Below are 26,527 nucleotides of genomic sequence, written 5' to 3' on the forward strand. Positions count from 1 at the left end.
GTGCCTGCCACCACACCGCGTGAATCCCACACCACCGACTTAGACGGCATGGCCGCCCTCGCCGCCCGCCACGGCGTGCCCGTCGAGGACGCGCTCCTGATCGCGATCAACCTGCACGGCATCCGCTCCCCGCAGAACCGCCACCGCGCCCGGGTCCTGATCCGCCTCGCGTCGGCGCCTGCGGCGCGGTGGCAGGTGATCGTCCCGCTCAACGCCTCCGCCTCGCCGTTCGAACTCGACGAGGACACCCTCCTCCTGGCCGGAATCCCCGTCGCCACCGTCACGCGGATCGACGCGGACGAGGCCGTGGGCGGCTACTTCCGCAACGACGGCCGCGCCGCGACCCTCAACCCCAACGCCCGCAGCCGCTGCGTCGGCTGCGCGTTCTGCCCCAACACCCTGGAAGCCGCCGCCGACCCCCGCCTGTCCGAGCAGCGCGCGGTGCGTGAGCTCCTGGACGCCATGGCCCACCAGCACCCGGCCGGTACCCTGGCCGGGCTGGAGGAGGTCACCGTCTCCACCGGCTGCTTCGAACGCGAGCAGGCCGCCGTCGAGCACCTCGGCGACCTCCGCACGGTGCTGACCGAAGCCGGCATCACCGCCAGGATCGGGTTCCTCACCTCCGTGCTGCGCACCCAGCCCGCCTTCGACACCCTGGCCCGTACGGCCGGCCCGTTCGTCCTGCGGATGACCGCCGAGTGCTTCACCCGCCGCGACCTGCTGCTGAAGGCCTCCAAAGCCGAGCTCACCAGGAAGGAGATGCCGTCCGTGCTGCGCCGGGCCGTAGGCGCCGGACACGACACCTCGTTCACCTACATCGTCGGCCTCGACGACCTGGCCGCCATGGAGGACGGCGTCCGAGACCTCGCCCCGCACGTGACCGAGTTCCCCAATCTCCAGGTCTACCAGGCCCACAACCGCATCATGGCCGGCCTCCGCGCCCCCGACGCCACCGACCTCGCCTTCTACCTCAAGGCCCGCACCGTCCTGGAGGACATCCTCGGCCCGACCGGGCTGCGCCCCAAGGCCTGGGAGTGCTACCGGCCCCTGTGGTACTTCACCTTCGGCCCCGAACGCCTGGTCCAGGCATGACCGGCCCCGGCCCGACGGCGGATCTGTTGTGGCGGGCGCAGACATACGTGGCCGCCGCGCAGATCCACCTGCGCGACAACGTCCTGCTGCGCCGCCCCCTGTCCCCAGGGGACGTGAAGGCGCACCCGGCCGGCCACTGGGGCACCGTGCCCGGGACGGCCTGGGCACTGGCCCACATCACCCTGCTGTCCGGTATCGGCAGCACCGGCCGCACGGAGCTGGTACCGCTGCTGGGCGCCGGACACGCCGGAGTCGCCCAGATCGCCGCAGGCTGGCTCACCGGCCACCTGACCGCCGCCCGGCCCCAGTTCACCCGCGACGAGCAAGGTCTGGCGAACCTGTGCCGGTCCTTCCCCGAGGTCGCCGGCCTCGGCTCCGAGGTCACCCCGGCCCTGCCCGCCGGGGACTTCCTCGGCGGCCGGCTCGGCGGCTGCCTCCCCTTCGCCCAGGGCGCCGCCCTCGCGTCCGGCCCCGGCCGGGTGATCGTGCCGGTCCTGGGCGACGGCGAGTGCGAGACCCCCACCACCGCCGCGGCCTGGCTCGCCGCCCACAACCTGCCCGGCACCCCGGTGCTGCCCCTCGTCCACCTCAACGGCTTCCGCATGGGCGCCCCCAGCCTCCTCGCCAACCTCGATGAACGGGCCCTGACCGCGTACGCCGCCGGGCTCGGCTGGAACGCCCGCACCATCACCGTCCCGGACGACGGCCACGCGGTCTTCCACACCGAGCTCGCCGAGTCCGTCGCCGACACCCTCGCCGGACGCCGCACGGTGCTGTTCATGCGGTGCGTCAAGGGCTGGAGCGGCCCCGCCACCGTCGGCGGGCAGCAGGTCCTCGGCACCGCCCGCGCCCACAAGACCCCGCTCACCCGGGCCGCCACCGACTCCGCCCAGCTGCACGCACTGGAAGCGTGGCTGTCCTCGTACCGGCCCGAGGATCTGTTCACCGACGACGGCCACCCGGGCCCCGACCTTGCCGCTGCCCTCGCCGAGACCGGCTGGCCCCGCCTGAAGGCACCCCGTCCCGCTCCGGCGCCAGCCGTGACCGTTTGGCAGCAGCCCTCCTCGTTCGCCGACGCCGCCACCACCGTGATCCGCGCCCACGCCCGCGCCGGTGACTTCAGGGTGTTCAGCCCCGACGAGCTGGCCTCCAACCGCCTCGCCGAACTCGGCGGGCGGCCCTGGACCACCGAGGTCCTCGCCGAGGAGGTCCTGGGGGAGCAGCTCGCCGGCTTCAACGCCGCTGGCGGCCGAGGGGTCCTCATCTCCTACGAGGCCTTCGCCCCGCTCCTGGCGACCGGGGTCGTCTCCCTGCTCAAACAGCAGCGGATGCCCGGCGCCTGCCCGCGGCCGAGCTTCAACCTGCTCCTGACGTCCTACGGCTGGCACAACACCTACACGCACGGCGACCCGTCCCTGACCACGGCGCTCCTCGCCCTGGAGGACCCGGCCCTACGGGTGTTGACGCCGGCCGACCCGGCCAGGCTGGCAGCTGTCCTGGACGACGCGTTCACCAGCACGGGCCAGCTCAACGTGATCGTCGCGGGCAAGCACCCGCTGCCGCCCGTCCCTGCCGACACGCTCCGCGAGGAGCTCGACCGGGGGCTGGCCGTCTGGCCCGCCCTCTCCGACACCCAGCCGCCGGCCTTGACCGTGGTGGTGTGCGGGGACCTGCCCGCCGCAGTCACCGCCGAGGCGCTGCCCCGGATCCGAGCGGAGCTGGGGGTGGCGGTGCGCGTGGTGTCCGTCCTCGACCTGACCGTGCTCGGCGACCCCGCCGTGTGGCCCGCCGGGCTGCCCACCGCCGAGCAGGACTTCCTGCTCGGCGAGGACGCGGCACTGCTGGTCGTCACCCTCGGGCACCCGGCCGCGATCTGGTCCCTCCTGAAGGCCAGGTACGCCCGGCCGGTCGAGGTGATCGGCTGGCGGGAGACCGACGGCCCCCGCTCCCAGCCCGACCTCGCAGCCTTCGCCGACATGACCCCCGAGGGTCTCCTCGCGGCCGCCGGGCGCCTGCTGAAGGCGAGGACGCGATGCGACACCTGGTGATCGACTCCTTCTACTTCGCCGATCTCGCCGAGCACGCCGGGCCGGGCGACGACACCGTCTTCGTCGCGGTCCGCTCCGGCTCGGCGACCGGCTGGTACGGGCCCCTCGCCGACCCCGTCGCCCGTACCAGCCGCGGCCTGGCTCCCGTCCTCGTCGGCACCAACGCCGCCGACCACGAAAGCCTCCAGGACCGCCTGGCCCAGGCAGCCCCCCGCTCCCGGGCCGGTTCGTGGGCGGTCGGCGCGCTGGACTGCGCGGCCTGGGACCTCCATGCCCGGGCCGAGGGCTGCCCGGTCGCTGGCCTGCTGACCGACGAGCCGCTACAGCACCGAATGGCCGGGTACTCGTCCTGGTTGACCCGCGACCTCGCCCACCCCGCCATCGCAGACCTGATTGCCGAGGTCAGCGCCCAGGGCTGGGCCTTCACAAAGTGGGGCCTGCGGAACCGACCGGGCGCCAGCGGGGAAGCGCTCGCCGACCTTCTGCACGCCGCCGCGACAGCCGAACCGGTGGCGGTCGACGCCGTCGGCACCTGGCCGCCGCCGCTCGCGGCCGAGTTCGCCGCAGCCGCCGACCCGGCCGCGCTCGTCTGGCTGGAGGACCCGGCCCCCGCCGAGAACCTGCGCGCCTACGAGCAGCTGCGTACCCTTCCGCTCGCGGTGGGGGAGCGGCTCACCCTGACCGACGACGCGCCCGCCATCCTCGCCGCGATCAGGCCGGCCGCGCTCACCCTGGACGTGGTCGGCTGCGGCGGACTCACCGCCGCCCGCCGGATCCTGGCCCGCACCACCACCCCCGTCTTCCCGCACGGCCGCTCCTTCCAGCCCGGCCTCCACCTGGCCGCCGCCCGGCCCGACCGCGTCCTGGCCGTCGAATACCGGCAGCAGTGGGAACCCGGCCGCCAGAACCTCTACGCCCACCCCGTCGAACCCGACCGCGGACACCTCACCCTGCCCACCACCCCAGGCCTGGGCACCGCCCCGAGGAGCGCACCATGCTGAACTCACCCCGCGCCCTGCCCGTACGGGGCCGCACCGTTCCCGCCGCCACCGGCCCGCTGCTCGTCCTGGACACACGCCTCGAAGGACACGACACCTTCCTGACCGGCACCCTCACCCTCCACGGACACGACATCCCGGTGCGCATCACCACCCTCGACGACAGCACCACCCTCCAGCCCACCCAGCCGCTCCCCGCCGGCCTCCCCGAGCAGTGGTCGGCCACGCTCCACCTGCGCCACGGCCAGCGCCCCCGCGACGTCCCCGACGACCTCCGCGCCGCGGCCACCACGGCCCGCCGCGACCTCGACGCCCTCGACGATGCCGAACTGCGCTACGCCCTGACCTTCCTCGGCGAAGCAACCACCGAAGCCATCCGCACCGAGCGCCTGGCCGCGATCGTCACCGGCCTGCCCACCCTCGAAGGAGACCCCGAGTGACCCAGCCCGTGAAGCTCATCAGCGTGGACGTCGGCGGAACCATCGGCGAAGCCGACGGCCCCGGCCTGACCATGCAGCTCACCGACGCCTCACCGCTGCCCGCCGATCAGGCCCGCGCCGTCATGCGCGGCCGCCTGCACACCCAGCCCACCATCACCGACGCCCTCGCGGCCGAACTCGCCGACGCCCTCGGCATCGAGCCGGCCGACTTCCCCCGCGACCTGCCCGCCGCCCCGCTCACCCTGTACCCGTACGCCCTCGACGCCCTGCGCGACCTGGCCGGCATCGCGCCGGTGGTCACCCTGTCCAACGTCACCTGTGTGGACGCCGACACCGACGGCCTGCGTCAACGCCTCGCGCCCTGGGTCACCGACCTGTTCCCGTCCTGCACCCTCGGCTACGCCAAGCCCGACCCCCGCGCCTTCCTCACCGTCGCCGAACGGCACGGCGTGGCACCGGCCAGCATGATTCACATCGGCGACGACTGGGCCTGTGACGTCCTGGGCGCCCTGGAGGCCGGTGCAGTCCCGGTGTGGATCTCCAAAGACCGGCCCATTCCCGACACACCGCCCACCTTCGGGCGGCAGCATGTCCACGTGGCCGCCACCCTCGCCGACGCGGCCGCCCTCATCCGAACCCTCAACATCTCCGAAGGGACCACGTCATGAGCCTGTTCACCGGGACCTCCAGCTATTACCGCCAGTACCGGCCCGGCATCCCCGACGACCTCGCCGCCCGCCTCGCCGCGTATGCGCCTGACCGTCGGCCGCGCCGCCTGCTGGACGTCGGCACCGGCACCGGCCTGGTCGCCGAGGCGATGATGCCGTACTTCACGGACGTCATCGCCTGCGACAACGACCCCGACATGATCGCCACCGCCGAAGAGGCGCTCCGTCCCAAGGTCCCGCAGGGCACCACGCTGTCGCTGGTCACCTCGACCGCGGAGGACTTCCGCCCGCCCGCCGACTGGAAGGCGGACCTCGTCACGATCTGCCGGGCGTTCCACTGGCTCGACCAGGCCGGCGTGCTGGCCCTGCTGGACTCCCAGGTCGCCGAGGGCGGGGCGGTGGCCGTGTTCGCCGACCACAGCTTCTGGGCTGCCGAGAGCGACTGGAAGGCCGCCGTCAAGCAGGTCATCAAGGACTTCCTCGGCGAGGAACGCCGCGCGGGCAGCGGCACCTTCCAGCACCACAACCGCCCCTACAGCGAGATCATGGAGGAGTCCCCGTTCAACCAGGTCGAGGAGTTCACCGTCCCGGTCACCCGGACCTGGAACACCGCGGGCATCCTCGGCTACCTCTACTCCACCAGCTTCGCCACCCCCGCCCTCTTCGGCGACCGGCTGGAGGAGTTCGAGACCGCCGTGCAGAAGACACTGCGCGGGTTCTCCGACGAGGACACCTTCCACGAGAGCAACGAGTTCCTCGTCCGCGTCGGACGGCGCGCCGCATGACCGGCCCCGGCGGCGGTATCCGCCGGCTCGACCGGCTGACCGCCGCCGCCCTCCCCGCCTACGTGCAGGCCGCCACCGTGCTGTGCCTGCCCGTGGGCTCCACCGAACAGCACGGCCCCCACTTACCGCTGGCCACCGACACCGTCATCGCCGAGGAGTTCACCCGGCACCTGGTCGCCGCGCACGGCGAGGCCTTCGACCTGTGGCAGCTCCCGATCGTCCCGTACGGCATCGCCCCCGAGCACGCCTGGGCCCCCGGCACCCTGTCGCTGACCATCACCGAGTTCACCACCCTGCTGCACACCCTCGTCGCCCAGTACGTGCGCGCCACCAAAGCCCGGCATCTGGTCCTGGTCAACGGGCACGGCGGCAACCGCAGCGTGCTGGCCGCCCTCGTCTACGAACTCGGCCACGCCCACGACATCAGCGTGTGCGTCCTGCACCCACTGGCACTGGCCCACCTTCCCGCCGGCGACCGGCCCGAGATCCACGCCGGCCTCCACGAGACCGCGCTCATGCTCCACCTCGCGCCCGACACGGTCCGCCTCGACCAACTCGCCTACCACCCGCCGCAAGACGCCGACGAGATCCGCCGACAGGTCACCGACCGGGGCGTGAGCTGGCCCTGGTCCTCAAGCGACCCCCGCATCGCCGCCGCCGGGGTCATCGGCAACGACCCACGCACCGCCACCCCGGCCCTCGGCGCCCGCCTCCTGGACCAGGCCGTCGCCGCCTCCGTACCCGCATTGGCAGCCCTCACCGGAAGGAAGAGCCCATGCTCGTGACCGACGACGAGCGCGCCCGATTCCGCCGCGACGGCATGTTCGTCCGCCGCGGACTCGCCGCCGACGCCCACACCGGCCCCGCCCGCGACCTCATCACCACCTGGTTCGCCAAGGACTACGAACCCGACCGCCTGACCGAGTACACCCAGCGCACCTTCGCCCCCGAACACGGCCAGCACCCGGCCCTCCTCGACCTCTACACCGCCACCGGCGCCGCCGACATCGCCCGAGACCTCCTGACCGACCCGGCCCCCGTCACCACCACCCAAGTCCAGATCCGCATCCCCACCGACCCGCCAGCCGCCGCCCAGCCGGAGAAGACGATGCACGTGGACGGCGTCGGCTGCCCCCACCTCGACCCCGCCGAACTGCGCACCTTCTCCCTCCTGGTCGGCGTCGTCCTCTCCCCGATCACCCGCCCCGACGCCGGCGCCCTCCACTACGTCCCCGGCGGACACCTGACCATGTCCGACTGGTTCGCCACCGAATGGGCCCGCGGCATCACCGACCAAGTCCCCCCGGACATCGACACCACCGACGGCGAACCGCTCCTCGCCGACATCGGCGACGTCCTCTTCATGCACCACCTGGTCCCGCACGCCGTCGGCACCAACCACACCACCACTCCCCGGCTCATGGCCTACTTCCGCGTCTCCCACACCGAGCACGCCAGCCGGCGCCTCGACGCACTGCGCGACCCCTGGCTCGACTACCCCACCCTGACCCCCTGACCGGGAAGGACACCACCGTGCAGATCATCCCGACAACCGACATCGACACCGCCGCAGCCGCCATCGAGGCCGGACGCCTCGTCGTCGTCCCCACCGCCCGCTGGTACATGATCTGCGCCGACGCCGCCAGCCCCGACGCCTACAAAGCCATACTCGAAGGCAAGCAGAGGCCCAAGAACAAGCCCCTCGCCCTCGTCGTCCCCGACCAGGACCGGGCCCGCGACCTGCTGCACTTCACCCCCGACGCCGAGCGCCTGGCCGCCGCGTTCTGGCCCGGCGACCTCGCCTTGTTCCTGTCCTGGCGCGAACCGGCCGACGCCGCCCGCTACACCGTCGTCGGCTCACCCGCCCTGACCACCCACGCCCCCGGCCCCCTGGGCGCCCTCGCCCGAGCGGTCCCCGGACTGCTCGCGGCCACCACCGTCAACGTCTCCGGCGACGCCGGGCCTGACGACCGAGGTCCGGCCATCACCCTCGCCGAGGTCGAAGAGTTCCTCACCGACGCCGACCTCGACGCCGTCGTCATGGACGGCGGCGTCTGCCCGGCGGCCAACCACCTCACCATCGTCGACTGCGCCGACGACCAGACCCACCTCGTCCGCGCCGGCCTCGTGCACCCGCGGGCCGTCGCCTCCGCCCTCGGCAGGGCCCTACCAACTCCGTGACCGCACTATCCGACGGGCGCCTCCCAGGCAGGGGGGCACCCGTCACCGACCGGACGTGAGCGCCGACAACTCCGCAGCCACCAGCGGATAGGAATCCCGGACGCCAGCTTCGTTGCCGAGCCGGTGCCGCTCCAGACGCAGCGCCCCGAGGTGGCGCACCTCGTACACGTGCCGCCGCCACGCGCCGGCCTCGGTCTCGGCCGTGCGGCGGTAGGAGTCGAAGAACGCCAGGCGGGAGTCCTGCTTGGCCCGGGCCATCCGCATCGTCCAGTCCGCCTCCGGATCCCCCCACCAGGTGCGGTCCATGTCCAGGACACCGCAGATCGTGGGGACCGGGGCGGCCGCGAGCATGGTGTTCACCGTCCACAGGTCCCCGGTCAGCAGCCGCGGCACCGCAACCTCGTCCAGGACCTCCGTGCCGGCCTGGGCGGCGTCGGCGGCCTTGCGGAGGTCGGCCGCGTCCAGGCCGCAGCTCTCCACGTCCTCGGCGATCAGGTGCAAGGTCGTGACGACGGCCTCGCTCCAACGAGCGTGCCCGGGACCGGTGACCGGACCGAACCAGGGCCCGGAGACCGCGTGGACGGCCGCCGTGATCTCCCCCATTTGCCGGAAGAACGCCCCGTGCGTCTCCTTCGGGTAGGACCTGAGGAGTTCCGGCGCCGGGGTGCCGGGCAGGAGGGACTGGATCATCCAGTCCCGGCCGATGACGGCCTGGGTGAAGTCGACCGCCAGGACCCGCGGCATTAGATCGGCGATCGGAGCGAGCCACGGCACCGACGCGTACTCCGCGCGCATCAACTCCCGCTCGGAGCGGCACTGGCGGCCCGCTTCGGGGGCCACCCGCAGGACGACCGGCTCCCCGCGTTCGGTGAGGTCGATGCGGTAGGTGGTGTTGTACATCCCGCCGCCCAGCTCCCTCGCGGAACGGACTTCGGCGCTCGGGCCGAAGGCGCGTCGGATGACCGCCAGGATCTGGCGCTCGGTCAGACCCTGCTGAAAGGCGTTGTCGGACCGCTCGATGACGTGGAATTCCACGGGACTTCCTTCCGGCCGGTGAGGACTCGTCTTAATGAACTCCGGTCACAGGGTGCCGGGCTCCGGGTACGCCGATACGCGCTCCGCCGCGTAGGTGCCGTCCGGCAGCATGGCGTCGGTCAACTCGAACTGCTCCGTCTCGCCTGCGGGGCCGGTCCAGGTGACCCGGATGCCGGCGGGGCGGCTGCTGGGCAGGTGGACGGGCTGGCCGTCGGCGGCCCGGGCTCCGAGCAGGGTGTAGGTGCGAACCGGCCGCACGGCCTCGCCGGCCGTGATGGCCGGGGCCGCGGCGGGGCCGGCCTGGTTCCGGCGCCGGCGGATCCAGCCCCAGGCTGTGGCTCCCGCCAGCAGCGTGAGGCCGCCCAGGGTCTCTGCGGTCCAGCCGGTGAGCACGTCGGTGAGCATGGTGGTGTCCTGTCTCTGTGTGATGACGGGCGGAGCATGAAGAGCCGCGCACTGACGTCGCGTCCTGGGCGGCACAGTGCGGGTTCGGGGGGTTAGCCACGCAACCCCCTTCAGCTCCACGCCATTTGAGCGGACGAGCTCCGAGGTGACCCGGCGGAGGTAGGGGGGCTCTAACGGGGCGCCACCGCTACGTCATGGGGTAGACCTTTGGCTTCAATTCCGCGGGGAGTCACCGGATGAGGTGAAAGCTCGGTCATAGCCCGGAGAGGCGTCGGTACCTTCCTCGGCATGTCCACTGACACCCCGAGCGCGGCCGATCAGCTGCTGATCGACCACGCGCACCGCCACGGCTTCACCGTGACCGCGAAGATGCTGGAGGGCTGGAGGAGCCGCCGCCTGCTGCCCGGCAATGTCCCCGGCGGAGGCCTGGGACGGGGCAAGGGCAGCACCTCCACCCCGGCGCCCGAGAGCTTCGACCTCGTCCTCGGCCTCGCCCGTCACGCCGGCCGCGGCAAGCGCCCGGCCGACGTGGCACTGCTCCTGTTCGACGAAGGGCTGCCCGTGCCGGAGCAGACGGTACGGGCGGCCTTCACCGCCGCGGTGGACACCCTCACCGTCCCCGGCGACGACGACCCGGACACCGACCCGGACCAACGGCTCGACGACCTCGCCGACCACATCGCCGACGCCGGCCTGACCGTGACCCTGGTCCCCGCCCGGGCCCGGCGGATCGACGAAGGAATCGCCCGCCTCGCCCGCGCCGCCGGACACACCTGGCCTCCGCCCGAGCTCACGGCCCTCGACAAGAACCCCGGCATGCCGACCGCCACACCCAAGGACGCCGCACTGGCCGCCGCCGCCGCGGCCATCAACGGGACGATGTCTCTGGACGACATTGGCGACCTGCTGCGCGCGATGAACCCCACCGCGACGGCCAACCCGATCGCGTCCCTGGTCGAGACCACCCGTAACGACGTTCCCGAGTTCGCCGACGCGGTCCTCACCGAGGACAACCATCTGGCTCTCGGCCCGGTGCGCGATGCCCGCGACCATCTGCGCGACCTGGCCGCCACCGCTCCGCTCCAGGACCTGGCGCGAGCGTGGAAGACGGCCGAGGGTGTACGGCAGTGGGCCCTGGACCTGTGCGGCCGGGTCGAGGAGGAACTCGCCGCCGGGCAGCTGGGCGAGGCGGCCCTGGAGTGGATGAACGGCCGCTACGCGATGGCCGGCCTGGCCGTGCTCAGCACCCTGAAGGAGCGCGACCGGCCCCCCGTCCAGCACGCCCTCGACGCCCTGGTGCTGCTCTACCAGCTCGGGGAGTTCCACCGGCTCGACCACCGCATTCCAGGCTGCCAGTGGCACCTCCTCGCCACCGAGGGGCTGCTGCCGCCACCCGTCCGAGAGCAGCTCCAGGACCTCATCGGCCGGGACGCGCCCCTTGCCGGGTAGGGGGCGATGTCAGACCGGCCTCGTAGCGTCGAAGACGAGGCCCCGGAGCGGACGGGACCCCGGAGGACCGAAGGAGCGGGCCATGGGCGAGATCAGCATCGAGCGACAGCACCTTGACCACCTGCTGGCCGACAGCGCGAGCACGTACGGAGCCCCCTACCAGCGGGCCTTCGCCGAGCTCGCCGCAGCGCACCGAGGCCGGCCCGCCGCCGAGATCCTCCCGTTGCTGCGCCGGGCCGCCGACGATGCACTGCTCGGCTTCACGGACACGGACCTCCGGGAACAGGCGCAGGCGATCAGTACGGGCGAGCCGTACGTCCTGCGCGTCACGGTGGCCTGACCACGACCATGCAGGACCTCCCACCACGCGGCGGTCAGGTCTTGCGCCGGTCGCGGCCGGTGTGGGCGAGGGCGTCGGCGAGCTGGTCGTGGTTCATCGACGAGCGGCCCGAGATGCCGGCCGCGGCCGCCTTCTCGTACAGCTCCGCCTTCGTCAGCGCCATCAGACCCTGGCCCTTGGCCGCCGGTGTGGAGCGCGCCCGCTTCTTCGCGGCCGGCGCCTTCTTCCCGCCCGCAGCGCGTGAGCCGGGCGAGGCGACCTTCTCGCCGGTGTCCTTGGGGCTCCTGGCCCGCTCGACGCTGGCGCGCAGGGCCTCCATGAGGTCGACGGCACCGGTCGGCTCCGCCGCCGGTTCGGCCTTCTCCACCGTCTCGCCGGAGGCCTTCGCCTTCACCAGGGCCTCGACCTTCTCGCGGAAGGAGTCGTGGAAGGCCTCCGGCTCCCAGTCCATGGCCAGGGCGTCGATCAGTTGCATGGCCATCTTCACCTCCGCCGCCGTGGCCTTGACCTTCCCCGGCAGGTCGGGCACCTCGGCGTGCGGATCGCGCAGCTCATCGGCCCAGTGCAGCGTGTGGAGCGTCAGGAGGCCCTCCGCCTCCTCCGCCTTCAGGGCGACCAGGTACTCCCGCCCGCGCATTACGAAGGTGGCGATGCCGGCCTTGTTCGACTCGGCCAGGGCACGCTCCAAGAGGGCGTACACCTTCCCGTACTGGGATCCCCGGGGCCCGAGGAAGTACGTCTTGTCGAAGAAGACCGGGTCGACGGTGTCCAGGTCGACGAAGCCGGCGACGTCGATCGACCGGGACCGGCCGGGAGCGATCTCGTCGAGCTCCTGCGGCTCGACGATCACGTACTCGCCTCCGGTGTCGAACCCCTTCACGATGTCCGTCAGGTCCACCTCGTCGCCGGTACGCTCGTTCACGCGCCGGTTTCGGATCCGGTCCGCGGTCCCGCGCTGGAGCTGGTGGAAGCGGATCGTGTGGCTGTCGGTGGCCGTGTAGAGACCCACCGGCAGGCTGACGAGCCCGAACGCCAAGACCCCCGTCCATACCGGTCTGGCCATCGCCCGCACCACCCTTCACGAGGTACACCAGGGCGTCTATCCACCCTGCGCCCCCTCACCCCCACCGGCAACGCCGGCCCTGGCCCCGAGACGCCGACCCCCTCCGGCGGGACGGGGAAGCCCTCACCGGGGTTGTCAGGCCCCTTCCGCCTCGCCGCGCTCCCGTGTCCAGGAGCGCACGGTGTGCTCGCCCTGGGGCCCGTCCTCGACGAGCTCGATGCGCACGTCGGCTTGGCTGCCGTAGCGGCCGATGAACCCCCGGAACTTCCGCTCGGCGGTCGCTTCGCTGTCCCAGGTGCCGGTGACGGCGGGGAAGGAGGGCGGCCCGAAGCGCAGCCTGACGTGGAACGGCACATGCGGATCATGAGCGGTCCGCGTCCCTGCTGCAAGCCGCGCGAGAACCTGGGCGGCCGCCGCAGTCCGGCTCTCTCACCACCCGCTGCGACACCGGCACGCCCTGTTATCGAAAAGATGTTCCGCCGCGGGTGGTATGCGGGTTACTGTCCCTGCACGCAAGATCCCTTCAGGGGGGAGCACCACATGGACGTCATCGAATCCGAAGCCCGCCCCGGGCGTCCGCCCGGTGTCACCCGCCCGGGCCCGGACGGACTCACCGCCCGGCAGGCGGCCATCGTCGCCTTCATCGAGCAGACCGTCGCCCGCAAGGGTTACCCGCCCTCGATGAGGGAGATCGGCGAGGGCGTCCGCCTGCGCAGTACCTCCTCCGTCGCACACCAGCTGATGGCCCTGGAGCGCAAAGGCTTCCTCTACCGGGACCCGCACCGTCCCCGCGCCTACCGCGTCCGCAGCGACCAGCACGCCGACCTCCCCGACACCCCGGCCAGCACGGCGCCGGAGGCCGTCCAGGTCCCGCTCGTCGGCCGCATCGCGGCCGGCACGCCGATCCTCGCCGAGGAGCTCGTCGAAGACGTCCTGCCGATGCCGCGGCACCTGGTCGGCGAGGGCCAGCTGTTCGCGCTGACGGTGGTCGGCGACAGCATGATCGACGCTGCCATCTGCGACGGCGACATCGTCACCGTGAGGAAGGCCGACAGCGCGGACCACGGCGACATCGTCGCCGCCATGCTGGACGGCGAAGCCACCGTCAAGCGCCTGCGCCGCGAGAACGGCCGGGTCTGGCTCATGCCGCACAACGCTGCCCATCAGCCGATCCCCGGCGACGACGCCGTTATCCTCGGCAAGGTAGTCGCCGTCCTGCGCGCGCTCTGAACCAGAGCGCCCCGCCGCCCATGGGACGTCCCCCCTCGGCACGGCGCCCCTGCACGAGCCCGGCACAACGCCGGCGCGTATCAGCCCAACGACGGGACCCCGACTTGACCCTGATGCCCGGAGCACGCGTGCCGGGACGGACCTGGACGGTCCGCCTCACCGGCCACCCCGATCGCACCGTGTCCGTCACCTGCAGCACCGCCGCGTGCCGGATGCCGCCCCGCTCGAAGGACGCAGCCAGCATGCGCCGCTTCGCCGCCGAGCACATCAAGGCCCACGGACGCCTTGCCGGCGCTCGCCCCAACGCGGCCTGCAGCTGCGGCAGCGCCCACTGTGCCCTCCACGAAGCCCGCGTCCACTGCTCCGGCAGCAGCCTGCTGGTCCTCGTCCACAACCCGGCCGTCGGCCAGGTCTGGACCCTGGCCGAGGTCTGCCAGACCTGCGCCCGCAACATCCCGCACATCACCATCCTGGCCACGGCCAAGCCGGCCGTCCCCACTCCGGCGGCCCCTTCCGTGGAGCAGCCGGCGCCGCGCACCGCGGTACCGGGCGGGTTCTCCTCACCGGAGGCCGCTCCCGACCCCTCACCGGGCCGGCGCCGGCCCCATCGTCCGCACCGCCCGAACCGGCAGCGGGGCTGAGACCGGAGCGGTGCGACCGCCGGGCCTTCGAAGCAAGGCCTGCTCTACGGCCGCTGGGTGAGCAGGGCCGGTCAGCGTCGGGTGACGCCGTAGCTGGTGTCGTTAAGGGCGGCCGTCCAGACCTCCCGGTTGAGCCACTTCGTGATGTCGGGCTGCATGGCGGTGATGGTGTCCATCCGGGCCTGCCAGTCGGTGCCGGTGGGCCGCTTGTTCTGGCAGCCGGTGCAGCCGTCCTCGCCGTGGATGTGGCCGGCCATCCAGGCGTTGACGGCGACGTTGACGATGACGCTGTAGAGGTCGCCGCCGCTCTCCTCCAGGGCGTCGGGGACACCCCCGAGGATGAGCGCCAGCTCCGGGTTGTCGACCGGCGGCATCGGCGCGCGCCCCACCTGGCCGGGCGTGCTGCTGGTCTCGGCCGACTGCCGTTGCTGGGCGATGCTGGCCGCGAGGCCGGCCGGGTCGAAGTACCGCCAGGCCGAGCGCTCCTGGATCCCGAGCTGGGTCGCGACGGCGCGGATGTTCTGCTCGATGGTGTCGGCGACCGTACCCGGGCGGACCGTCACCCCGCGGTGGGCCAGCTGGGCCAGCGTCTCCGCGACCGCTTCCTTGAAGGCTTTGGTGTTCCTCATGAACACCATCCTTCAGCAAGAGAGCAAGATCCACTGCGCCCGGCCAGTTCCCGAACCGCAGCTGCCGAAGCCGAGTTGAGACCGCGGGGACCGTCTCGCTGGATCAGCCGTCAGCCACCAGGTCGGCGGTTGCCGGTCCAGCCCTCGGTGAATGCCCTCAGCCGCTCGCGCTGCCGCTCCTCTTCGGCGATGCAGGCGTCGAGCACGGCCTGATCGACGTGAGGGGCGACGGCGGCGAGGACCAGGCGCTGGAGCTCGGCGGGGTCGAGCGCCTCGACCTCCCACTGGACCGGGTGGCCGACTTCGAGCCCGTAGCGGTCGGCGAACCCGGCCCAGCGCGGGTCACCGGCCTTCCCCGCGGCCGCCGGCAGGTCGTACTCGCGGACCTGGTCGTGGGTGAGCAGGACCCGCTCCGTGTGGCTCCAGCAGGCTGTGCGGGCCACCCAGTCCCGTTCGATGTCGGCGCCCGATGCGTCGAAGTCGCCGACGTAGAGCAGCACGGCCGGCCTTTCGTCGCGGGCCGTACGCTCGCGCACTACATGGGCGTAGCTCTGGCTGCCGAATCCGCGGACGACGAGCACGGGGATGCCCGGGCGCGCGAGCCAGCCCGTGAGCTGCGCCCGCAAGGTGTCCTTTTCGCAGGCCACGTATACGGCGGTCGCCTGGCCAGCGGTCCGGTCCAGGGCGAACCAGTCGGGGGCCTCCCGCAGGAAGGTGCCGGCGTCGGGCCAGGCCGGTGGGACGTGGACCTCGCGGAGCGGGTCGATGAGGTCGGGGAACCTCTCCTCGCGGCGGGCCTGGGCGAGGCGGGCGGACAGGCGTCGGTACGTCGGTGCGGTGTGCGGGATCAACCCCTCGACCACGAGCCGGTAGTACGCCTGTCGGAGGGTACAGCCGCCGACCTGTTCGTAGCCGGTGACGATGTCGGCAGCACGGGCCACGATCCGCGGCCACTGGAGTCGAGTCACACCGGTACATGTACCCCTTCGGCCGGTCGACGGCGTGCTGACCTGTCCAGCACGGTCGGACTGGTCACCCCCCGGCACGACCCGGCGACCTTTTGCGGCGGCGGGGAATCCGCCACACGATCCCGGAGAAGACCGACAGCCAGGCGGCTCGCTTGCGCAAGGGCGCACGCGGTGGACGGCCGCCTGGCTTCGATGAGGACCGCTACAAGAAGCGCAACACCGAGGAGCGGGCGATCAACCGTCTGAAGCAGTCCCGAGCGGTTGCCACTCGCTACGACAAGCGCGGCTACGTCCTCCTCGGCACCGCCACCGCTGCGGCCGTCGCCATCTGGCTCCGAACATGAACTCCTACGCGACCCAGCAGTAGACGCCCTGGTCATGGCGCCGGGCGCTGCTGACGAGGCCGGCCAGCTCACCCACGATCGCCTCGGCGATCTCCGTGTCGATGACTTCACCGTCCTCCGCACGCAGTTGAGCCCACGAGGCGGCGACATCACGCAACCTGGAGGGCCCAGCGCCCACGAGAGCAGTGGACAGGCGAGGCGAGATCGCGAAGACGACGCACCCGTCGTTGTCCTGGCCCGCGATGATGCGAGGCTCACCGGCATCGACGAGTTCCTCGAAGCTGCCACCGGCCAGAAGACACTCCCACTCGATCACCGCCTCTTCGGGATCGAAGTTGCCGAACGAGAGCGACTCGAATGCCCGTCCCGGCCCGGTCTGGAGGGCCAGACCCGCTGACGTGTCGTCCGGCGCCACGAAGAACTTCACGATGATGCTCACCCGGGCATCATGCCCGACTGCCTCCAACGATGATCGGCCGGACAGGTCCTAGTTCCGCCCGAACTGGTCCGCTCTCTCGGAGGAGCGGCGCTCGCACGGTCTAGGGGATGGTGCACTCGAAGTCGCAGTCGCCGTGTTCGAAGTGGCCGCACTTCAACGTGTCGCGGTCCTCGTCCGGCCAGGGAGGGCACGTGTCGCAGAAGTCGCCGTACTTCTCCACTGGGTTTGTCCGGCAGCGCTCGCAGAGACTGTTGAAGCACTGGACGCAGATCGTCCTGGACGCGGTGCGTCCGTCTCCCGGAGCGCAGCTGTCAGTACAGCGGGCAAGTCTCATACCTGCATCGTCCCGGCAGGCATGCCAATCCCCGTCCCGACACGACAGGAAGGCGGCCGGTCGTACAGCAGCGGCCCGTCAGACCAGGACGCCAACTCAGGGTCCGGCGACCACGGACCGGATGCGGTCCAGGTGCTGCATGGTCCCTTCCCGGCCGTACACGGCCACGCAGCGGGCGACGGCGGAGAGAGCGAAGACGGTGGCCAGCTGCGCGTCGTCCAGAGGGAGGCGCGGTGCTGCGCCGTCGCCTGCGAGGGCCAGGACCGCTTCGGCTACGGCCGTCTCCATGGGCACGCTCTCCAGCCATTCGATGCCCGCGGGCCCCATCACCGCGCGGCGGTACGGGGAGAAGCCGGGGTCGGCGAGGACGGCTTCGGTCAGCAGCCCCGAGGTCTGCTGGCGCATGTAGGCGGCCGTGGTCGGGCACACGGCGCCCGCCGCCGCAGCGGCCGCGATGGCTTCCGGGTCCACGGCGAGGTACCCGCGCATCAGGTCCAGGGCGGCCGTTTCGCCGGCGATCTGCTCCGTGCTGGTGGTCATACCCGTCCAACGACGCAACGGCGTCGTAGGCGCGGCCACCGGGTGCTGGCTCCTCGCGTCCGGGGACGGACCGGCGGCTGCTCACCTCCCCGCTGCAGATTGGGCCGATTGGAGCGTCTGACCAGCCCTGATTGTGAGTGATGCGTGGTATAGTTTTCTTGTTGGTCGGCGGTGGCAGCCGGTCAACAAGCCGAATCCACTTCTCACTCTCCAGGGAGAGCCATGACCACGTCCGAAACGCAGGTCGCTACCACCACGGCAGCAAAGAAGGAGGTAAAGGAGCCCGTCAAGCCGACCGCAAATTTCGCGGGAATCCACGCGGAGATCATCGACGCTCTGAATTTCGCTGAATTCGGAATTGCCCCGAAGGCGCAGCCGCCCGCTCAGCGCGGTGTGCTGATCGAGACCGGCGGTAACCGCATCGTCTTCAGCGCCTACGACTTCGACACGGCGGTGTCGGTTATGGTCCCGGCCGCCACGCCCGCCGAGAAGGGCTCCTCGCTCCTCGACTTCCCGGAGCTGAAGAAGACGCTCGCGGCCATGGTGGCCGGGGAGACCAAGGCCGTCGCGGCTCAGACCCGCGTCTCGCTCGCCGGAGACCTGCTGGCCACCGAACACCTCACGGTGCCCATCACCACGCACGACATCCACGAGTACACCCAGCCGCTGGAAGCCGTGCCCGCCATGGCCACCATGGACGCGCAGGCCTTCCTCACCCAGCTCAACCGCGTACTGCCCACGGCGGGCAACGACGACACGCTACCCGTGCTCACCTGCATCCAGGTCACGCTGGACGGCGAGACGCTCACCATGGCCGCCACCGACCGCTACCGCTTCGCCGTCGCGGAAGTCCCCGTCACCGCCACCGTGCAGCCGCCGGAGAAGCCGCTGACCGTGCTCATCCCGGCCGCCACCCTCTCCGCCCTGGCCAAGCGACTCAAGACGCACGACGGCCCCGTGGGCATCGGCCTCCTCGCAGCCGGTCGCGCCGAAGGGGAGCCCGTGGTCGTCCTGCCCAACGCCCGCGCCACGCTGTCACTGGGCGCCATCACCATCACGATGCGCTCACTGGACGGCAGTCTCCCCAAGCACAGGAAGCTGTTCCCCGAGACGTGCGAGACGTCGGTCCGGCTCGACCGCGCCACGACCGTCCGTGCCGTCAAGAAGGCCCAGGCGGTACTGACCGCCAAGGGCCTCAAGAACGTTCCCGTCACGTTGGCCTGGGACACCGACGGCAACCTCACGCTCGCCCCCCGATGGGACACGGCCGAAGGCAATGCCCGCACCAAGGGCATGCCCATCCCGACGACCATCACCCACGGCACCGGCGAAGGCCTGCGCGGTGGCCTCGCCGCCTTCAACCCGAGCTTCCTGCTGGACGCGCTCGGCGCGTTCACCAGCGACACCATCACGCTGCACCTGGGCGAGATGAAGAACGGGCAGCTCAGCAAGCCCGGCCTCTTCACCGAGGGCCCCGAAATGGCTGGCCAGGGCTACAAGCATCTGTTGCTGCACGTCCGCCTCTCCTGAGCGGACACCGCCCGCGGGGGTGGGGCTCGCCGCCCCTCCCCGCACCCCGGGCGGGGAGTGGCACCCCGCCCGGCCCGAACACACACAGGAGGTACCCCATGGCCTTGATGCTCGACTGGCGAGGAACCCCGATCACGCACCACGCCCACGTCCTCTTCCCCCGGAAGTGGGGCCGCAGCGCCCACTCGACCGAGATGGTGGAAGGCGTCGTCCACAGCTTCCACCCCACCGGACGGATCACCGTCGACGTCCTTCGAAGCTCCCGCCCGCGCGAGACCGGAGGAACCGGCCGCACCCGCTACGCGGTCCCGGCCCACAGCGTGACGGTCCTGCCCGCCCCGGCCGGCCTGCCCGCCGGAGACCCGGGTGACGCCGCACCGAGCCCAACCCCCCAAGCTCCCGCCCCTGCCGCGCCCCTTGAGCTCCTGACGGTCGACGGGACGCAGTACGGGCCCTACCCCGGACAGCCCACCACAGAGCCGCGATCCCCGTACGGCACCTACCTGTTCACCGGCGAGACCGCGCAGCGCATCGTCGAAGACCTGCACCGGGACAACTGCGGTCTCACCGCAGCGTTCGAGCCCGACGGCACCCTCACGTTCACCTGGGACGCGACCTACCAGGACGAGCCCGGCACCGAACGCGTCACCCCGGACGCCCAGGGCCGCTACGCGATCGGCGGACTCTGGCCCTGGGACAACTGGCCCGAGACCGGCGGGCCGACGCCCCAACTCTGACGCTCCACCCGTCACGGCGCAGGCTCCTGCCCACGGAAGGACCCGTCTCGGTCCGCCATGGGCAGGACCAGGACCGGGGCGCGTCCAGCACGCGCCGGAGGCCCGTTGGCCGCCGGGACGGCGCCCCAGTTGGCGGCGGCCGGCGCGTACGGGCGGACCAGGACCCGGGCCTGCGGTCGGCCCGACCGCCAAGGCGGCTCCGGCCTGCCTCGCGCCGCGACCGAGCCTCCGCTCCCCGGCCTGCCCGGCCGCCGGCCCCCGGCCTTCACCCGCAGGAGTGAATTCTCCCCTCGCGTACGCGGGCGGGGATCTGGCGGTGCGCTCCCAACTACCGCCCAAAACAGGGCCATTGACAACAAATGGGATCTTTCGCAATCTTTCGGGCGTGGCTCCAGACGGGGGCCCGGAGAGGAGTTCGTGATGGGCAAGCAGCGGGAGTTCTACGACGAGCAGGCGGCGGCCGGCAGGCTCGGAGTTCCGGTGGCCGCCTGGCGGTGGGCGGCAGGGTCCGGACTGGTCCCGCCGGCGGACGCGGGGCCGGGGCAGTGGTCGCGGTCCGCGGTCGACGCGGTGGACGCGGAAGGTGTCCGCGCCGCCCTGCGTGGGCCGATGTCCGCGGGGCAGGCGGCGGACCGGCTGATCGAGGCCCTGGGCGAGCCGCTGCCGCGGTGCCGCCCGCGGGTGACGGCTGCAGCGGTCGGCCATCTGGTGAAGGCCGGCCTGCTGGTCTGGCTCGGAGGGGAAGCGGCCTGCCCCGACGTCCACCCGGACCAGCTGGCCGCCCTCGCCCGCCGCCGGGACCTGCCCGCGCTGCTCGACCGCCACGTCCCCCTCGGCCCGGACCAGGCCGCGGTTCGCCTGGGCGTGCGCAGGGTCGATTACGACCAGGTCGTCAGGCTCGGATGGATCACTCCGGTGGCCTCCGTGATGATCGACTACAAGTCCCACGGAGGCTGGACCAAGGTCCCCCTCTACTCGGGGGTCGATCTCGCCCTGCTTCCGGTCCTGCGGCCCGGAGTGGACTGGGAAGCGCTGCGCACGGTGCCCGCCGGCCGCCGCTCGCCGCTCGCCGGCCTCACGCCGGTCGCACCCGGGCGAGACGTGGTGCTGCTGGCGGAGGTGGCGAGGATCGCCCGAGTCGGCCGCGCCGCGGTGGTGAACTGGCGCCGGCGGCACTCCGACTTCCCTGCCCCGGTCGGAGGGACGGACGTCCACCCAGAGTTCGACCGCAGCGCGGTGGCCGCCTGGCTCCTCGACCACGACAAGATCGCGGTCCCGTCCCAGATCCCGCCGGCCACGCTGCTCTTCGGCGGCGCCGACGGTGCGACAAGGCTCCGGTTCGACGGCCCGCTGCTGCGCCTGGCGGACGACGCCCAGGACAAGGACCACCTGGCGGGCTGGACCACCGAGGACGACGCCGACACGCTGGCCAAGCTCACGGCTGGGGAGTTCGGGGCGTCGCTGCGCCGGCTGACTGTGCCCGGAGCGGTGCCTCTGGCGGTGCCCGGCGAGGTGCGGCTCATCGACCTGTTCAGGAACGGGTCGGGGGGACTGAAGGTGACCCTGGCGTGGCCGGCCGCCCTCCGGGGCGCCGCCTCAGACAGTCACGCGGGCGGAGTGGTGCGCCACGGCCTCGTGTACGCGGGACCGGGAGAGTCCTGCCCGTGCAAGCGGCACGCCTGCGGCGGCGTTGTTCCCGTCTCCTGGTGCGCAGAGCACGGGGCGTCTGCCGAGCCGGTCCTGGAATGGCACCCGGGCGGTGGAATCCGCTGCACTCACCTGGCCCGAAGCCGGAGCGCTGCCGCCGCAAGCGCCCCGTCCGGGGTCTGATCAGGCGGTGGGCCGGGGCCCGGCGAGCGAGCCGGGCCCCGGCCGGGGCAGCGGAGCCCCGACGGAGCGGACGCCAGCAATTCCAGCCACCCAAGAGGTGCGCACCACACCCCGAAAGTGATGCATGCATGGTATAGTTATCTCAATGGTTGGCGGTGGCAGCCGACCAAACCGAAGACACGATCGAGAGGATCACAGATGACCATGGCGACGGCGGAGCAGTTCTTCTCCCAGCCCGGCCGCGAGTACCCGTTCTCCATCTCGGACATCGCCCGCCGAGCGGTGAAGCTCCTCGGCGACGAGTGGCACGCCGAGTCCGGCTACTGGGGCGTGACCGGCGAGATCACCACCCGGGACGGCGCCCGGTTCACCGTGGGCGTCGACCACGAGGGAGACCTCTACGTCCACGCGGACAAGAACGCCGAACCGACCTTCCTCCTGGAGTACTTCGACTGCACCAGCGCCTCGGACGGCCTGGAAGAGGTCACCAACCGCGTCGTCGCGGTCATTCTCGACATCGCCTGACCCGCGCCCCTCACCCCGCCCCGGGCGTAGGAACGCCCGGGGGTAGACCCGCGAAGGAGCCTTCCATGATCACCATTCCCGCGAACTGCCTGGCGCGCAACAACCGCGTGATCATCAGCAGCGACGAGATGCCCTACCTCGTGGACACGGTCACCGATACCCCTGCCGGCGGGGTCCGGGTTGCCTACTCCAGCGGCGACACCGTCGAGTACACGGCAGGCGAGGAAGTCGCGATCGTCGGCTGACCGGACGCGGTGAAGGCGGGCGGCTCAGGGCTCGCCTTCACGCGCTCCCCGTATCGGCCGGACTCCGGCGGGGCGGGTGCGGCGAAGAAGGGCCGGCCGAGAGGCTGGCCGTCAAGCTCAGAGGCCGGCCGAGGGGCCGAGGCCCGCCCAGACCATGCTCGCGAGGGCCCCGCCCGCCATGAATGGCCCGAAGGGGATCATCGTGGTGCGGTCCGCTCGGCGTAGAGCGATCAGGGCGAGGCCGTGCGCGGCGGCCCCGAGGAACGCGGCGATGGTCCCGGCGAAGAGCACGGACCACCCATACCAGCCGAGCGCCTGGCCCAGGACGAGCGCGAACTTGACGTCGCCGAAAGCCACGAAGCGCGGACTGATGAGGAAGAGAAGGAAGTAGGCGGAAGCGAGGGCCAGCCCGCCGACCACGGCGCGCGGCCAGGAGCCGCTGGTTTCCCCTGCCATCGCGGCCACCCCGAGGGCCGCAAGGGTCCCTACGGCCAGGGGGAGGGTCAGTACGTCGGGCAGCCTGTGCACGGACCAGTCAACGAGGCAGAGCAGGACGGTGAAGGGCGCCAGCAGCAGCCAGACGAACAGCTCGGGCCGAGCTCCGACCCCGGCCCCGATCGCGAGACATGCCAAGGCGCTGGCCCACACCACCCCGCCGACGGGGGCATAGCTACTACCCCGCCGATATCCGACCCCGGTCCAGGCCTTCGGACCGTCGCACCCCTGCTTGCCGGGATCCGAGACCGGAGCCGGCCCCCGGCTGCTGGTGCCGGTCGAGGACACGCACTGTGGGCACACCGCACGACCCAGCCAGCCGGCGACCGGGCCGCTCATCGGGTGGCTGGCCGGACAAGCCGAGCGCCACGGCCGACCCTGCTCGACGGAGAGGCGGTAGGCGGCCCGTGGCAGGAAGAGCCCTGCCGCGCCCCAGAGCGCGACCCCGGCCACGAGCATCATGCCCACGTCAGCCCCCCATCCAGGCCGTCACTGGGTTCCCCCTTCACCGACAGCGGTGTAGGGGGCGAGGTCGACACCGGCTTCCCGAGCTTCCTTAAGCCGGATCGACACCAGCCCGGCGGAAACCGACAGCTCCGCCGCAATCTCGTAGCCCTTCAGCCCCTGCCGGTGAAGCTCGACGATTCGGTCCCGACGCTGCCGGGACCGGCCCTCGTACTCCGCGCGTTCCTCGGAGACCATGCGCAGCACGGTCCGCGGGGACACGCCAAACCGGTTCGCAAGCTCACGCGCCGTCATGGGACGGCGCTCACGCCTGGGCCCCTGCGTCACGACGTCCCCCTCATGTAGTCGAGCATGGCGGCGGTGCGCTCATCCCGGCGCGCCGCGCGCGCTTGACCGCTCTTCTTGCCGCGGGCGGACTGGATGGCGACGAAGGTGGCCTCGTAGACGGCCGCGCCGTCCTTCCACATCCTCGACCGCGTCGTGATCCACCGGTGGATGCTGTTGCCGATCGCGCGAGCCTCCACCCCCGGCAGCGGCTCGGCGAACTGTGAGTTCCGGGTGTGCACTTCCGCATGGATCGCAGCGTGCAGGGTGTCAGGGCTGCCGAAGTGGTGGCGAACCTCGCGATACGCCCAGGTCCGGGCCGTCTCGAAGATCGAGCAGTTGCGCCCCAGCCCCGTGATGTTCGTACGGAAGCGCTTGGTCTCCCGCCAGCGCGCCGCCGGCATGTGGCCGCCCAGCGCCTCCTCCAGGCCGCCGAGGGTGTGGAGACCGCCGTGGAGCCATTCCGTGCTCCAATCCGTGTGCAGCGGGTTCTTCGTCATCAGGCCCGAGTACGCCGCATCCCCGTCCAGCGCCCGGCGCAGTCCCTCGGTGACGGCCGCGGCGTAGGCGAGGGGCTTGCGCCGGGCGTACTCGGTCCGCGTCACTGCCTCCGCCAGAGCCCACACCGCATGAGCGTGCCCGTTCACCGGGTTCTCCACCACCGCGTTGGGCAGCGGGTGCGAGCCCACCGAGGACACCGCCCGCAGCACCGCGTCCGCGTGGTCCACGTCCACGACGAGAAGGTTGCTAATGGCCGACGGGTTCGCCTCCACGTACCGGCGGGTCATCGCCACCGGCCGCGGCTCCCGCCAGATCCCCTCCTGCAGTCGGTTCGTCGCGTACGGCCGCAACGGCAGCCACAACTCGTCCCACTGCCCCGTGGGCAACTCCGCACTCATGCGCTGATCATCCCGAGCCAGCGGGGTCGGATAGGCCCGGACACGCCATGAACTTCAAAGTCCGTCACGAACCAAGTCAGATGATTCGGGTGTCCTGCTGCCCTGCCTCTCTAGCCCCACCCTCACCCCCAGCCTCCAGATTCAAAGTACGACACGAACCAAGTCAGATGGTTTGGGGTTTCTTGAACCCGACCCGGACATCTACCCCCGACTCCCCACCCCGCCTGACGGTCTGAATCAGGGGCTCTGGGGCGCGCAGGTGCCTCGCAGGGATCCGGAGGCTCTCCGGCCTGCCCGGGCCTCGCCCGCGGGGGTGTCGCGTTTGGTTGCTGGCCTCGGGGCTTTTGAGGGACTAGGTTCCTACCTTCCTGTGATGAATGCGTGTTATGGTTGTCTCGTTGGTCGATGGTGGCAGTCGGCCTCTCCCGAATCCGTATCTCGTTCCAAGGAGACACCTCGTGAAGAAGCCCGTTCTCTGCTGCGCCACCCATGTGTGGGCCGGCGATGTGGACAAGGCCACGGAGCACTATGCCGCCTATCAGGAGGCCAATGCGGCAGGCCTCGACAGGATCGCCGACCGGCTCGAAGCCCGCGGTGCGATTGGGGACTCGCAGGAGGCGAAGGAACTGCGTGAGAACGCTGCTGCCAACCGCGAGGACGCCGCGCGGGCCCGCAGTGCCGAGGGCCGGGCGCACCTCCGCCGAACCGGCCTGTGGCTCACCGCCTCGTGTCTCCACCGGACCCGCGCCGGGGCCTGACCGCGGGTTGTGCGACGGGCCGGTCCCGTCAGGGGCCATGGTGCGCTCGTCCTGGCCCGCAGCGCCGCTTCGGACTGAAGAGCGGCGCTGCGGGCGTAGGGCGGGGTACGTCCAGGAGCGGTTGGAGGAGCTGCGGGAGCTGGCCGAGGAAGCGAGGGCGCGGGGGTTGCCGGTCTACTGGGGGTAGCCGGGCCCCGCCGGCGTTCTGGAAGTGGCCGGGGGCCGGGGTGTTTTGATGGTGTGTCGATTGCGTGGGGGAGGCCCGAAAGGGCCTCTTTCTCTTTTCCGGGGTGGCTTTCTATTCGTTCCCCAGGCGGGTGGAATTCTCTCCACCCATTCTCTGACGTGTCATCAGATTTAGAGGCCCTGACGGTCCGTCCGTGACGCCCTCCCGAGATACCGGAGCGACGCACCGCGAACGGTCTGAGCGAATTCAAGACACCGACAATTCGGCCGTAAGCCGCCTCAGAATTCACCCGCGCACCCGCACCCATAAACCCGGTCGCCCGCGAGGACGACCGCCCCCCGACACGGCGCCCGGAAGGGCGCTGAAACCCCCTCAGCAAAACCCGCCCGCACCCCCGCCCGAACCCTCCCGCCCCACACCCCCACCCCACCCCGGACACCCGCACACACCCCCTCCACCCACACAGGCCCCGACAGGGGCCCACACCCCCCCACCCGGAACCCCCAACAACCCCCCAACCAGCCACCACACATGACACCAAACCCCAGACCCTAGCCACACCCCCACAACGAAACACCCCCACACCCCCAAGGCTCCGAAGGAGCCCACACCACCCACCACCCCACCCGCCGGCAGGCGGGCCCCCACCCCACAACCAACACCCCATCAAATCCCGCAACGCGGGATCAAAAGAAAGCCTGAAAGGCTTTCGCAAACCCCAACAACCCACAACCAAGAATTGCCGAAAGGCAATTCAATCCCGCCCAACAAAACCCCCGAAGGGGGTTGACGTAAACCACCCACGAATTCCCCGAAGGGGAATTCCCTGCGTCATTCCCCCGAAGGGGGAATGCTTGGAATTCCGAAAGGAATTCCCTTTAAGGCCGATAGGCCTCCGCCCAG

Annotated in this window: 30 protein-coding genes and 1 pseudogene; 20 read left to right on the forward strand and 11 right to left on the reverse strand. The window is 71.5% G+C overall.

Going from position 1 to position 26,527, the window contains the following annotated elements; genetic code table 11:
- The first annotated feature begins 48 nt into the window (after positions 1-48).
- The 9 genes from ACZ6ZI_RS35870 to ACZ6ZI_RS35910 are packed head-to-tail and all read left to right on the forward strand — an operon-like array spanning position 49 to position 8,212.
- Positions 49-1,092: a hypothetical protein gene (locus ACZ6ZI_RS35870; RefSeq protein ID WP_469528285.1), complete on the forward strand. Its 1,044-nt coding sequence runs from the start codon at positions 49-51 to the stop codon at positions 1,090-1,092.
- Positions 1,089-3,140, forward strand: coding sequence for a phosphoketolase family protein (locus tag ACZ6ZI_RS35875; RefSeq protein ID WP_469528288.1), 2,052 nt, complete (start codon positions 1,089-1,091; stop codon positions 3,138-3,140). The genes ACZ6ZI_RS35870 and ACZ6ZI_RS35875 overlap by 4 nt, the downstream gene beginning before the upstream one ends.
- Complete coding sequence (locus ACZ6ZI_RS35880; protein ID WP_469528291.1) at positions 3,125-4,141, forward strand: enolase C-terminal domain-like protein; 1,017 nt, start codon at positions 3,125-3,127, stop codon at positions 4,139-4,141. Before ACZ6ZI_RS35875 ends, ACZ6ZI_RS35880 begins: the two co-directional genes overlap by 16 nt.
- Entirely contained in the window at positions 4,135-4,578 is a 444-nt protein-coding gene (locus ACZ6ZI_RS35885; RefSeq protein WP_469528293.1) for a hypothetical protein, read from the forward strand. Before ACZ6ZI_RS35880 ends, ACZ6ZI_RS35885 begins: the two co-directional genes overlap by 7 nt.
- Positions 4,575-5,246: an HAD family hydrolase gene (locus ACZ6ZI_RS35890; protein WP_469528295.1), complete on the forward strand. Its 672-nt coding sequence runs from the start codon at positions 4,575-4,577 to the stop codon at positions 5,244-5,246. The genes ACZ6ZI_RS35885 and ACZ6ZI_RS35890 overlap by 4 nt, the downstream gene beginning before the upstream one ends.
- Positions 5,243-6,031: a class I SAM-dependent methyltransferase gene (locus tag ACZ6ZI_RS35895; protein WP_469528296.1), complete on the forward strand. Its 789-nt coding sequence runs from the start codon at positions 5,243-5,245 to the stop codon at positions 6,029-6,031. The genes ACZ6ZI_RS35890 and ACZ6ZI_RS35895 overlap by 4 nt, the downstream gene beginning before the upstream one ends.
- Complete coding sequence (locus tag ACZ6ZI_RS35900; protein WP_469528297.1) at positions 6,028-6,816, forward strand: creatininase family protein; 789 nt, start codon at positions 6,028-6,030, stop codon at positions 6,814-6,816. The genes ACZ6ZI_RS35895 and ACZ6ZI_RS35900 overlap by 4 nt, the downstream gene beginning before the upstream one ends.
- Positions 6,807-7,547, forward strand: a complete 741-nt coding sequence (locus ACZ6ZI_RS35905) for a phytanoyl-CoA dioxygenase family protein (RefSeq protein WP_469528299.1) — start codon at positions 6,807-6,809, stop codon at positions 7,545-7,547. The genes ACZ6ZI_RS35900 and ACZ6ZI_RS35905 overlap by 10 nt, the downstream gene beginning before the upstream one ends.
- Positions 7,548-7,564: 17 nt before the next feature.
- The gene (locus ACZ6ZI_RS35910) at positions 7,565-8,212 is read left to right on the forward strand and encodes an L-threonylcarbamoyladenylate synthase (RefSeq protein WP_469528301.1); all 648 of its coding nucleotides are present in this window, start codon (positions 7,565-7,567) and stop codon (positions 8,210-8,212) included.
- 42 nt (positions 8,213-8,254) lie between these two features.
- Here the strand turns inward: ACZ6ZI_RS35910 and ACZ6ZI_RS35915 are convergent, their stop codons facing one another.
- Together ACZ6ZI_RS35915 and ACZ6ZI_RS35920 are read right to left on the reverse strand one after the other, a co-directional pair.
- Positions 8,255-9,247 carry a phosphotransferase family protein gene (locus ACZ6ZI_RS35915; RefSeq protein ID WP_469528302.1) on the reverse strand — a complete coding sequence of 331 codons (993 nt, stop codon included), beginning with the start codon at positions 9,245-9,247 and terminating at the stop codon, positions 8,255-8,257.
- Positions 9,248-9,292: 45 nt separating this feature from the next.
- Positions 9,293-9,652, reverse strand: coding sequence for a hypothetical protein (locus ACZ6ZI_RS35920; RefSeq protein ID WP_469528304.1), 360 nt, complete (start codon positions 9,650-9,652; stop codon positions 9,293-9,295).
- Positions 9,653-9,940: 288 nt separating this feature from the next.
- On the opposite strand from ACZ6ZI_RS35920, the gene ACZ6ZI_RS35925 reads away from it, so the two are divergent.
- Positions 9,941-11,101: a hypothetical protein gene (locus ACZ6ZI_RS35925; protein ID WP_469528306.1), complete on the forward strand. Its 1,161-nt coding sequence runs from the start codon at positions 9,941-9,943 to the stop codon at positions 11,099-11,101.
- An 82-nt stretch (positions 11,102-11,183) separates the two neighbouring features.
- Positions 11,184-11,441: a hypothetical protein gene (locus ACZ6ZI_RS35930; protein ID WP_469528308.1), complete on the forward strand. Its 258-nt coding sequence runs from the start codon at positions 11,184-11,186 to the stop codon at positions 11,439-11,441.
- Positions 11,442-11,475: 34 nt separating this feature from the next.
- Here the strand turns inward: ACZ6ZI_RS35930 and ku are convergent, their stop codons facing one another.
- On the reverse strand, positions 11,476-12,504 hold the full coding sequence (gene ku / locus ACZ6ZI_RS35935; RefSeq protein ID WP_469528310.1) for a non-homologous end joining protein Ku: 1,029 nt from the start codon (positions 12,502-12,504) through the stop codon (positions 11,476-11,478).
- 135 nt (positions 12,505-12,639) lie between these two features.
- Positions 12,640-12,858, reverse strand: coding sequence for a hypothetical protein (locus ACZ6ZI_RS35940; protein ID WP_469528313.1), 219 nt, complete (start codon positions 12,856-12,858; stop codon positions 12,640-12,642).
- A gap of 186 nt (positions 12,859-13,044) precedes the next feature.
- Between ACZ6ZI_RS35940 and lexA the strand changes: the two genes are divergently transcribed.
- Both lexA and ACZ6ZI_RS35950 read left to right on the forward strand, forming a co-directional pair.
- Entirely contained in the window at positions 13,045-13,734 is a 690-nt protein-coding gene (lexA, locus tag ACZ6ZI_RS35945; protein ID WP_469528315.1) for a transcriptional repressor LexA, read from the forward strand.
- Positions 13,735-13,862: 128 nt separating this feature from the next.
- Positions 13,863-14,375: a hypothetical protein gene (locus tag ACZ6ZI_RS35950; protein WP_469528317.1), complete on the forward strand. Its 513-nt coding sequence runs from the start codon at positions 13,863-13,865 to the stop codon at positions 14,373-14,375.
- 71 nt (positions 14,376-14,446) lie between these two features.
- Here ACZ6ZI_RS35950 and ACZ6ZI_RS35955 read toward each other — a convergent pair whose 3' ends face one another.
- The gene (locus tag ACZ6ZI_RS35955) at positions 14,447-15,004 is read right to left on the reverse strand and encodes a hypothetical protein (RefSeq protein WP_469528319.1); all 558 of its coding nucleotides are present in this window, start codon (positions 15,002-15,004) and stop codon (positions 14,447-14,449) included.
- Positions 15,005-15,114: 110 nt separating this feature from the next.
- Entirely contained in the window at positions 15,115-15,972 is an 858-nt protein-coding gene (locus tag ACZ6ZI_RS35960; protein ID WP_469528322.1) for a hypothetical protein, read from the reverse strand.
- A gap of 92 nt (positions 15,973-16,064) precedes the next feature.
- On the opposite strand from ACZ6ZI_RS35960, the pseudogene ACZ6ZI_RS35965 reads away from it, so the two are divergent.
- Positions 16,065-16,316: pseudogene (locus ACZ6ZI_RS35965) on the forward strand (IS5/IS1182 family transposase); the annotation flags it as partial.
- A 4-nt stretch (positions 16,317-16,320) separates the two neighbouring features.
- Here the strand turns inward: ACZ6ZI_RS35965 and ACZ6ZI_RS35970 are convergent.
- Positions 16,321-16,755 (reverse strand): hypothetical protein, encoded by a 435-nt coding sequence (locus ACZ6ZI_RS35970; RefSeq protein WP_469528324.1) that lies wholly within the window; start codon positions 16,753-16,755, stop codon positions 16,321-16,323.
- A gap of 430 nt (positions 16,756-17,185) precedes the next feature.
- Positions 17,186-17,629, reverse strand: a complete 444-nt coding sequence (locus tag ACZ6ZI_RS35975) for a hypothetical protein (RefSeq protein WP_469528327.1) — start codon at positions 17,627-17,629, stop codon at positions 17,186-17,188.
- A gap of 222 nt (positions 17,630-17,851) precedes the next feature.
- Here ACZ6ZI_RS35975 and ACZ6ZI_RS35980 point away from each other — a divergent pair, with 222 nt between their 5' ends.
- From ACZ6ZI_RS35980 to ACZ6ZI_RS36000, 5 genes are all read left to right on the forward strand, one after another.
- Positions 17,852-19,159 carry a DNA polymerase III subunit beta family protein gene (locus tag ACZ6ZI_RS35980; protein WP_469528329.1) on the forward strand — a complete coding sequence of 436 codons (1,308 nt, stop codon included), beginning with the start codon at positions 17,852-17,854 and terminating at the stop codon, positions 19,157-19,159.
- 98 nt (positions 19,160-19,257) lie between these two features.
- Positions 19,258-19,896, forward strand: coding sequence for a hypothetical protein (locus tag ACZ6ZI_RS35985; RefSeq protein ID WP_469528332.1), 639 nt, complete (start codon positions 19,258-19,260; stop codon positions 19,894-19,896).
- 420 nt (positions 19,897-20,316) lie between these two features.
- Positions 20,317-21,726 carry a hypothetical protein gene (locus ACZ6ZI_RS35990; RefSeq protein WP_469528334.1) on the forward strand — a complete coding sequence of 470 codons (1,410 nt, stop codon included), beginning with the start codon at positions 20,317-20,319 and terminating at the stop codon, positions 21,724-21,726.
- Positions 21,727-21,924: 198 nt separating this feature from the next.
- Positions 21,925-22,251 (forward strand): hypothetical protein, encoded by a 327-nt coding sequence (locus ACZ6ZI_RS35995; RefSeq protein WP_400751178.1) that lies wholly within the window; start codon positions 21,925-21,927, stop codon positions 22,249-22,251.
- A 65-nt stretch (positions 22,252-22,316) separates the two neighbouring features.
- On the forward strand, positions 22,317-22,496 hold the full coding sequence (locus tag ACZ6ZI_RS36000; RefSeq protein WP_400751175.1) for a hypothetical protein: 180 nt from the start codon (positions 22,317-22,319) through the stop codon (positions 22,494-22,496).
- 117 nt (positions 22,497-22,613) lie between these two features.
- Here the strand turns inward: ACZ6ZI_RS36000 and ACZ6ZI_RS36005 are convergent, their stop codons facing one another.
- The 3 genes from ACZ6ZI_RS36005 to ACZ6ZI_RS36015 all read right to left on the reverse strand — a co-directional run bounded on the left by ACZ6ZI_RS36005 (position 22,614) and on the right by ACZ6ZI_RS36015 (position 24,679).
- Entirely contained in the window at positions 22,614-23,453 is an 840-nt protein-coding gene (locus tag ACZ6ZI_RS36005; protein WP_469528355.1) for a prepilin peptidase, read from the reverse strand.
- Between the two features lie 27 nt (positions 23,454-23,480).
- Positions 23,481-23,693, reverse strand: a complete 213-nt coding sequence (locus ACZ6ZI_RS36010) for a hypothetical protein (protein WP_469528335.1) — start codon at positions 23,691-23,693, stop codon at positions 23,481-23,483.
- An 86-nt stretch (positions 23,694-23,779) separates the two neighbouring features.
- Positions 23,780-24,679: a replication initiation protein gene (locus ACZ6ZI_RS36015; RefSeq protein WP_469528338.1), complete on the reverse strand. Its 900-nt coding sequence runs from the start codon at positions 24,677-24,679 to the stop codon at positions 23,780-23,782.
- Positions 24,680-25,137: 458 nt separating this feature from the next.
- Here ACZ6ZI_RS36015 and ACZ6ZI_RS36020 point away from each other — a divergent pair, with 458 nt between their 5' ends.
- Positions 25,138-25,437: a hypothetical protein gene (locus ACZ6ZI_RS36020; protein WP_469528341.1), complete on the forward strand. Its 300-nt coding sequence runs from the start codon at positions 25,138-25,140 to the stop codon at positions 25,435-25,437.
- Positions 25,438-26,527 lie beyond the last annotated feature (1,090 nt).

The organism is Streptomyces sp. NPDC103540, from assembly GCF_055584445.1.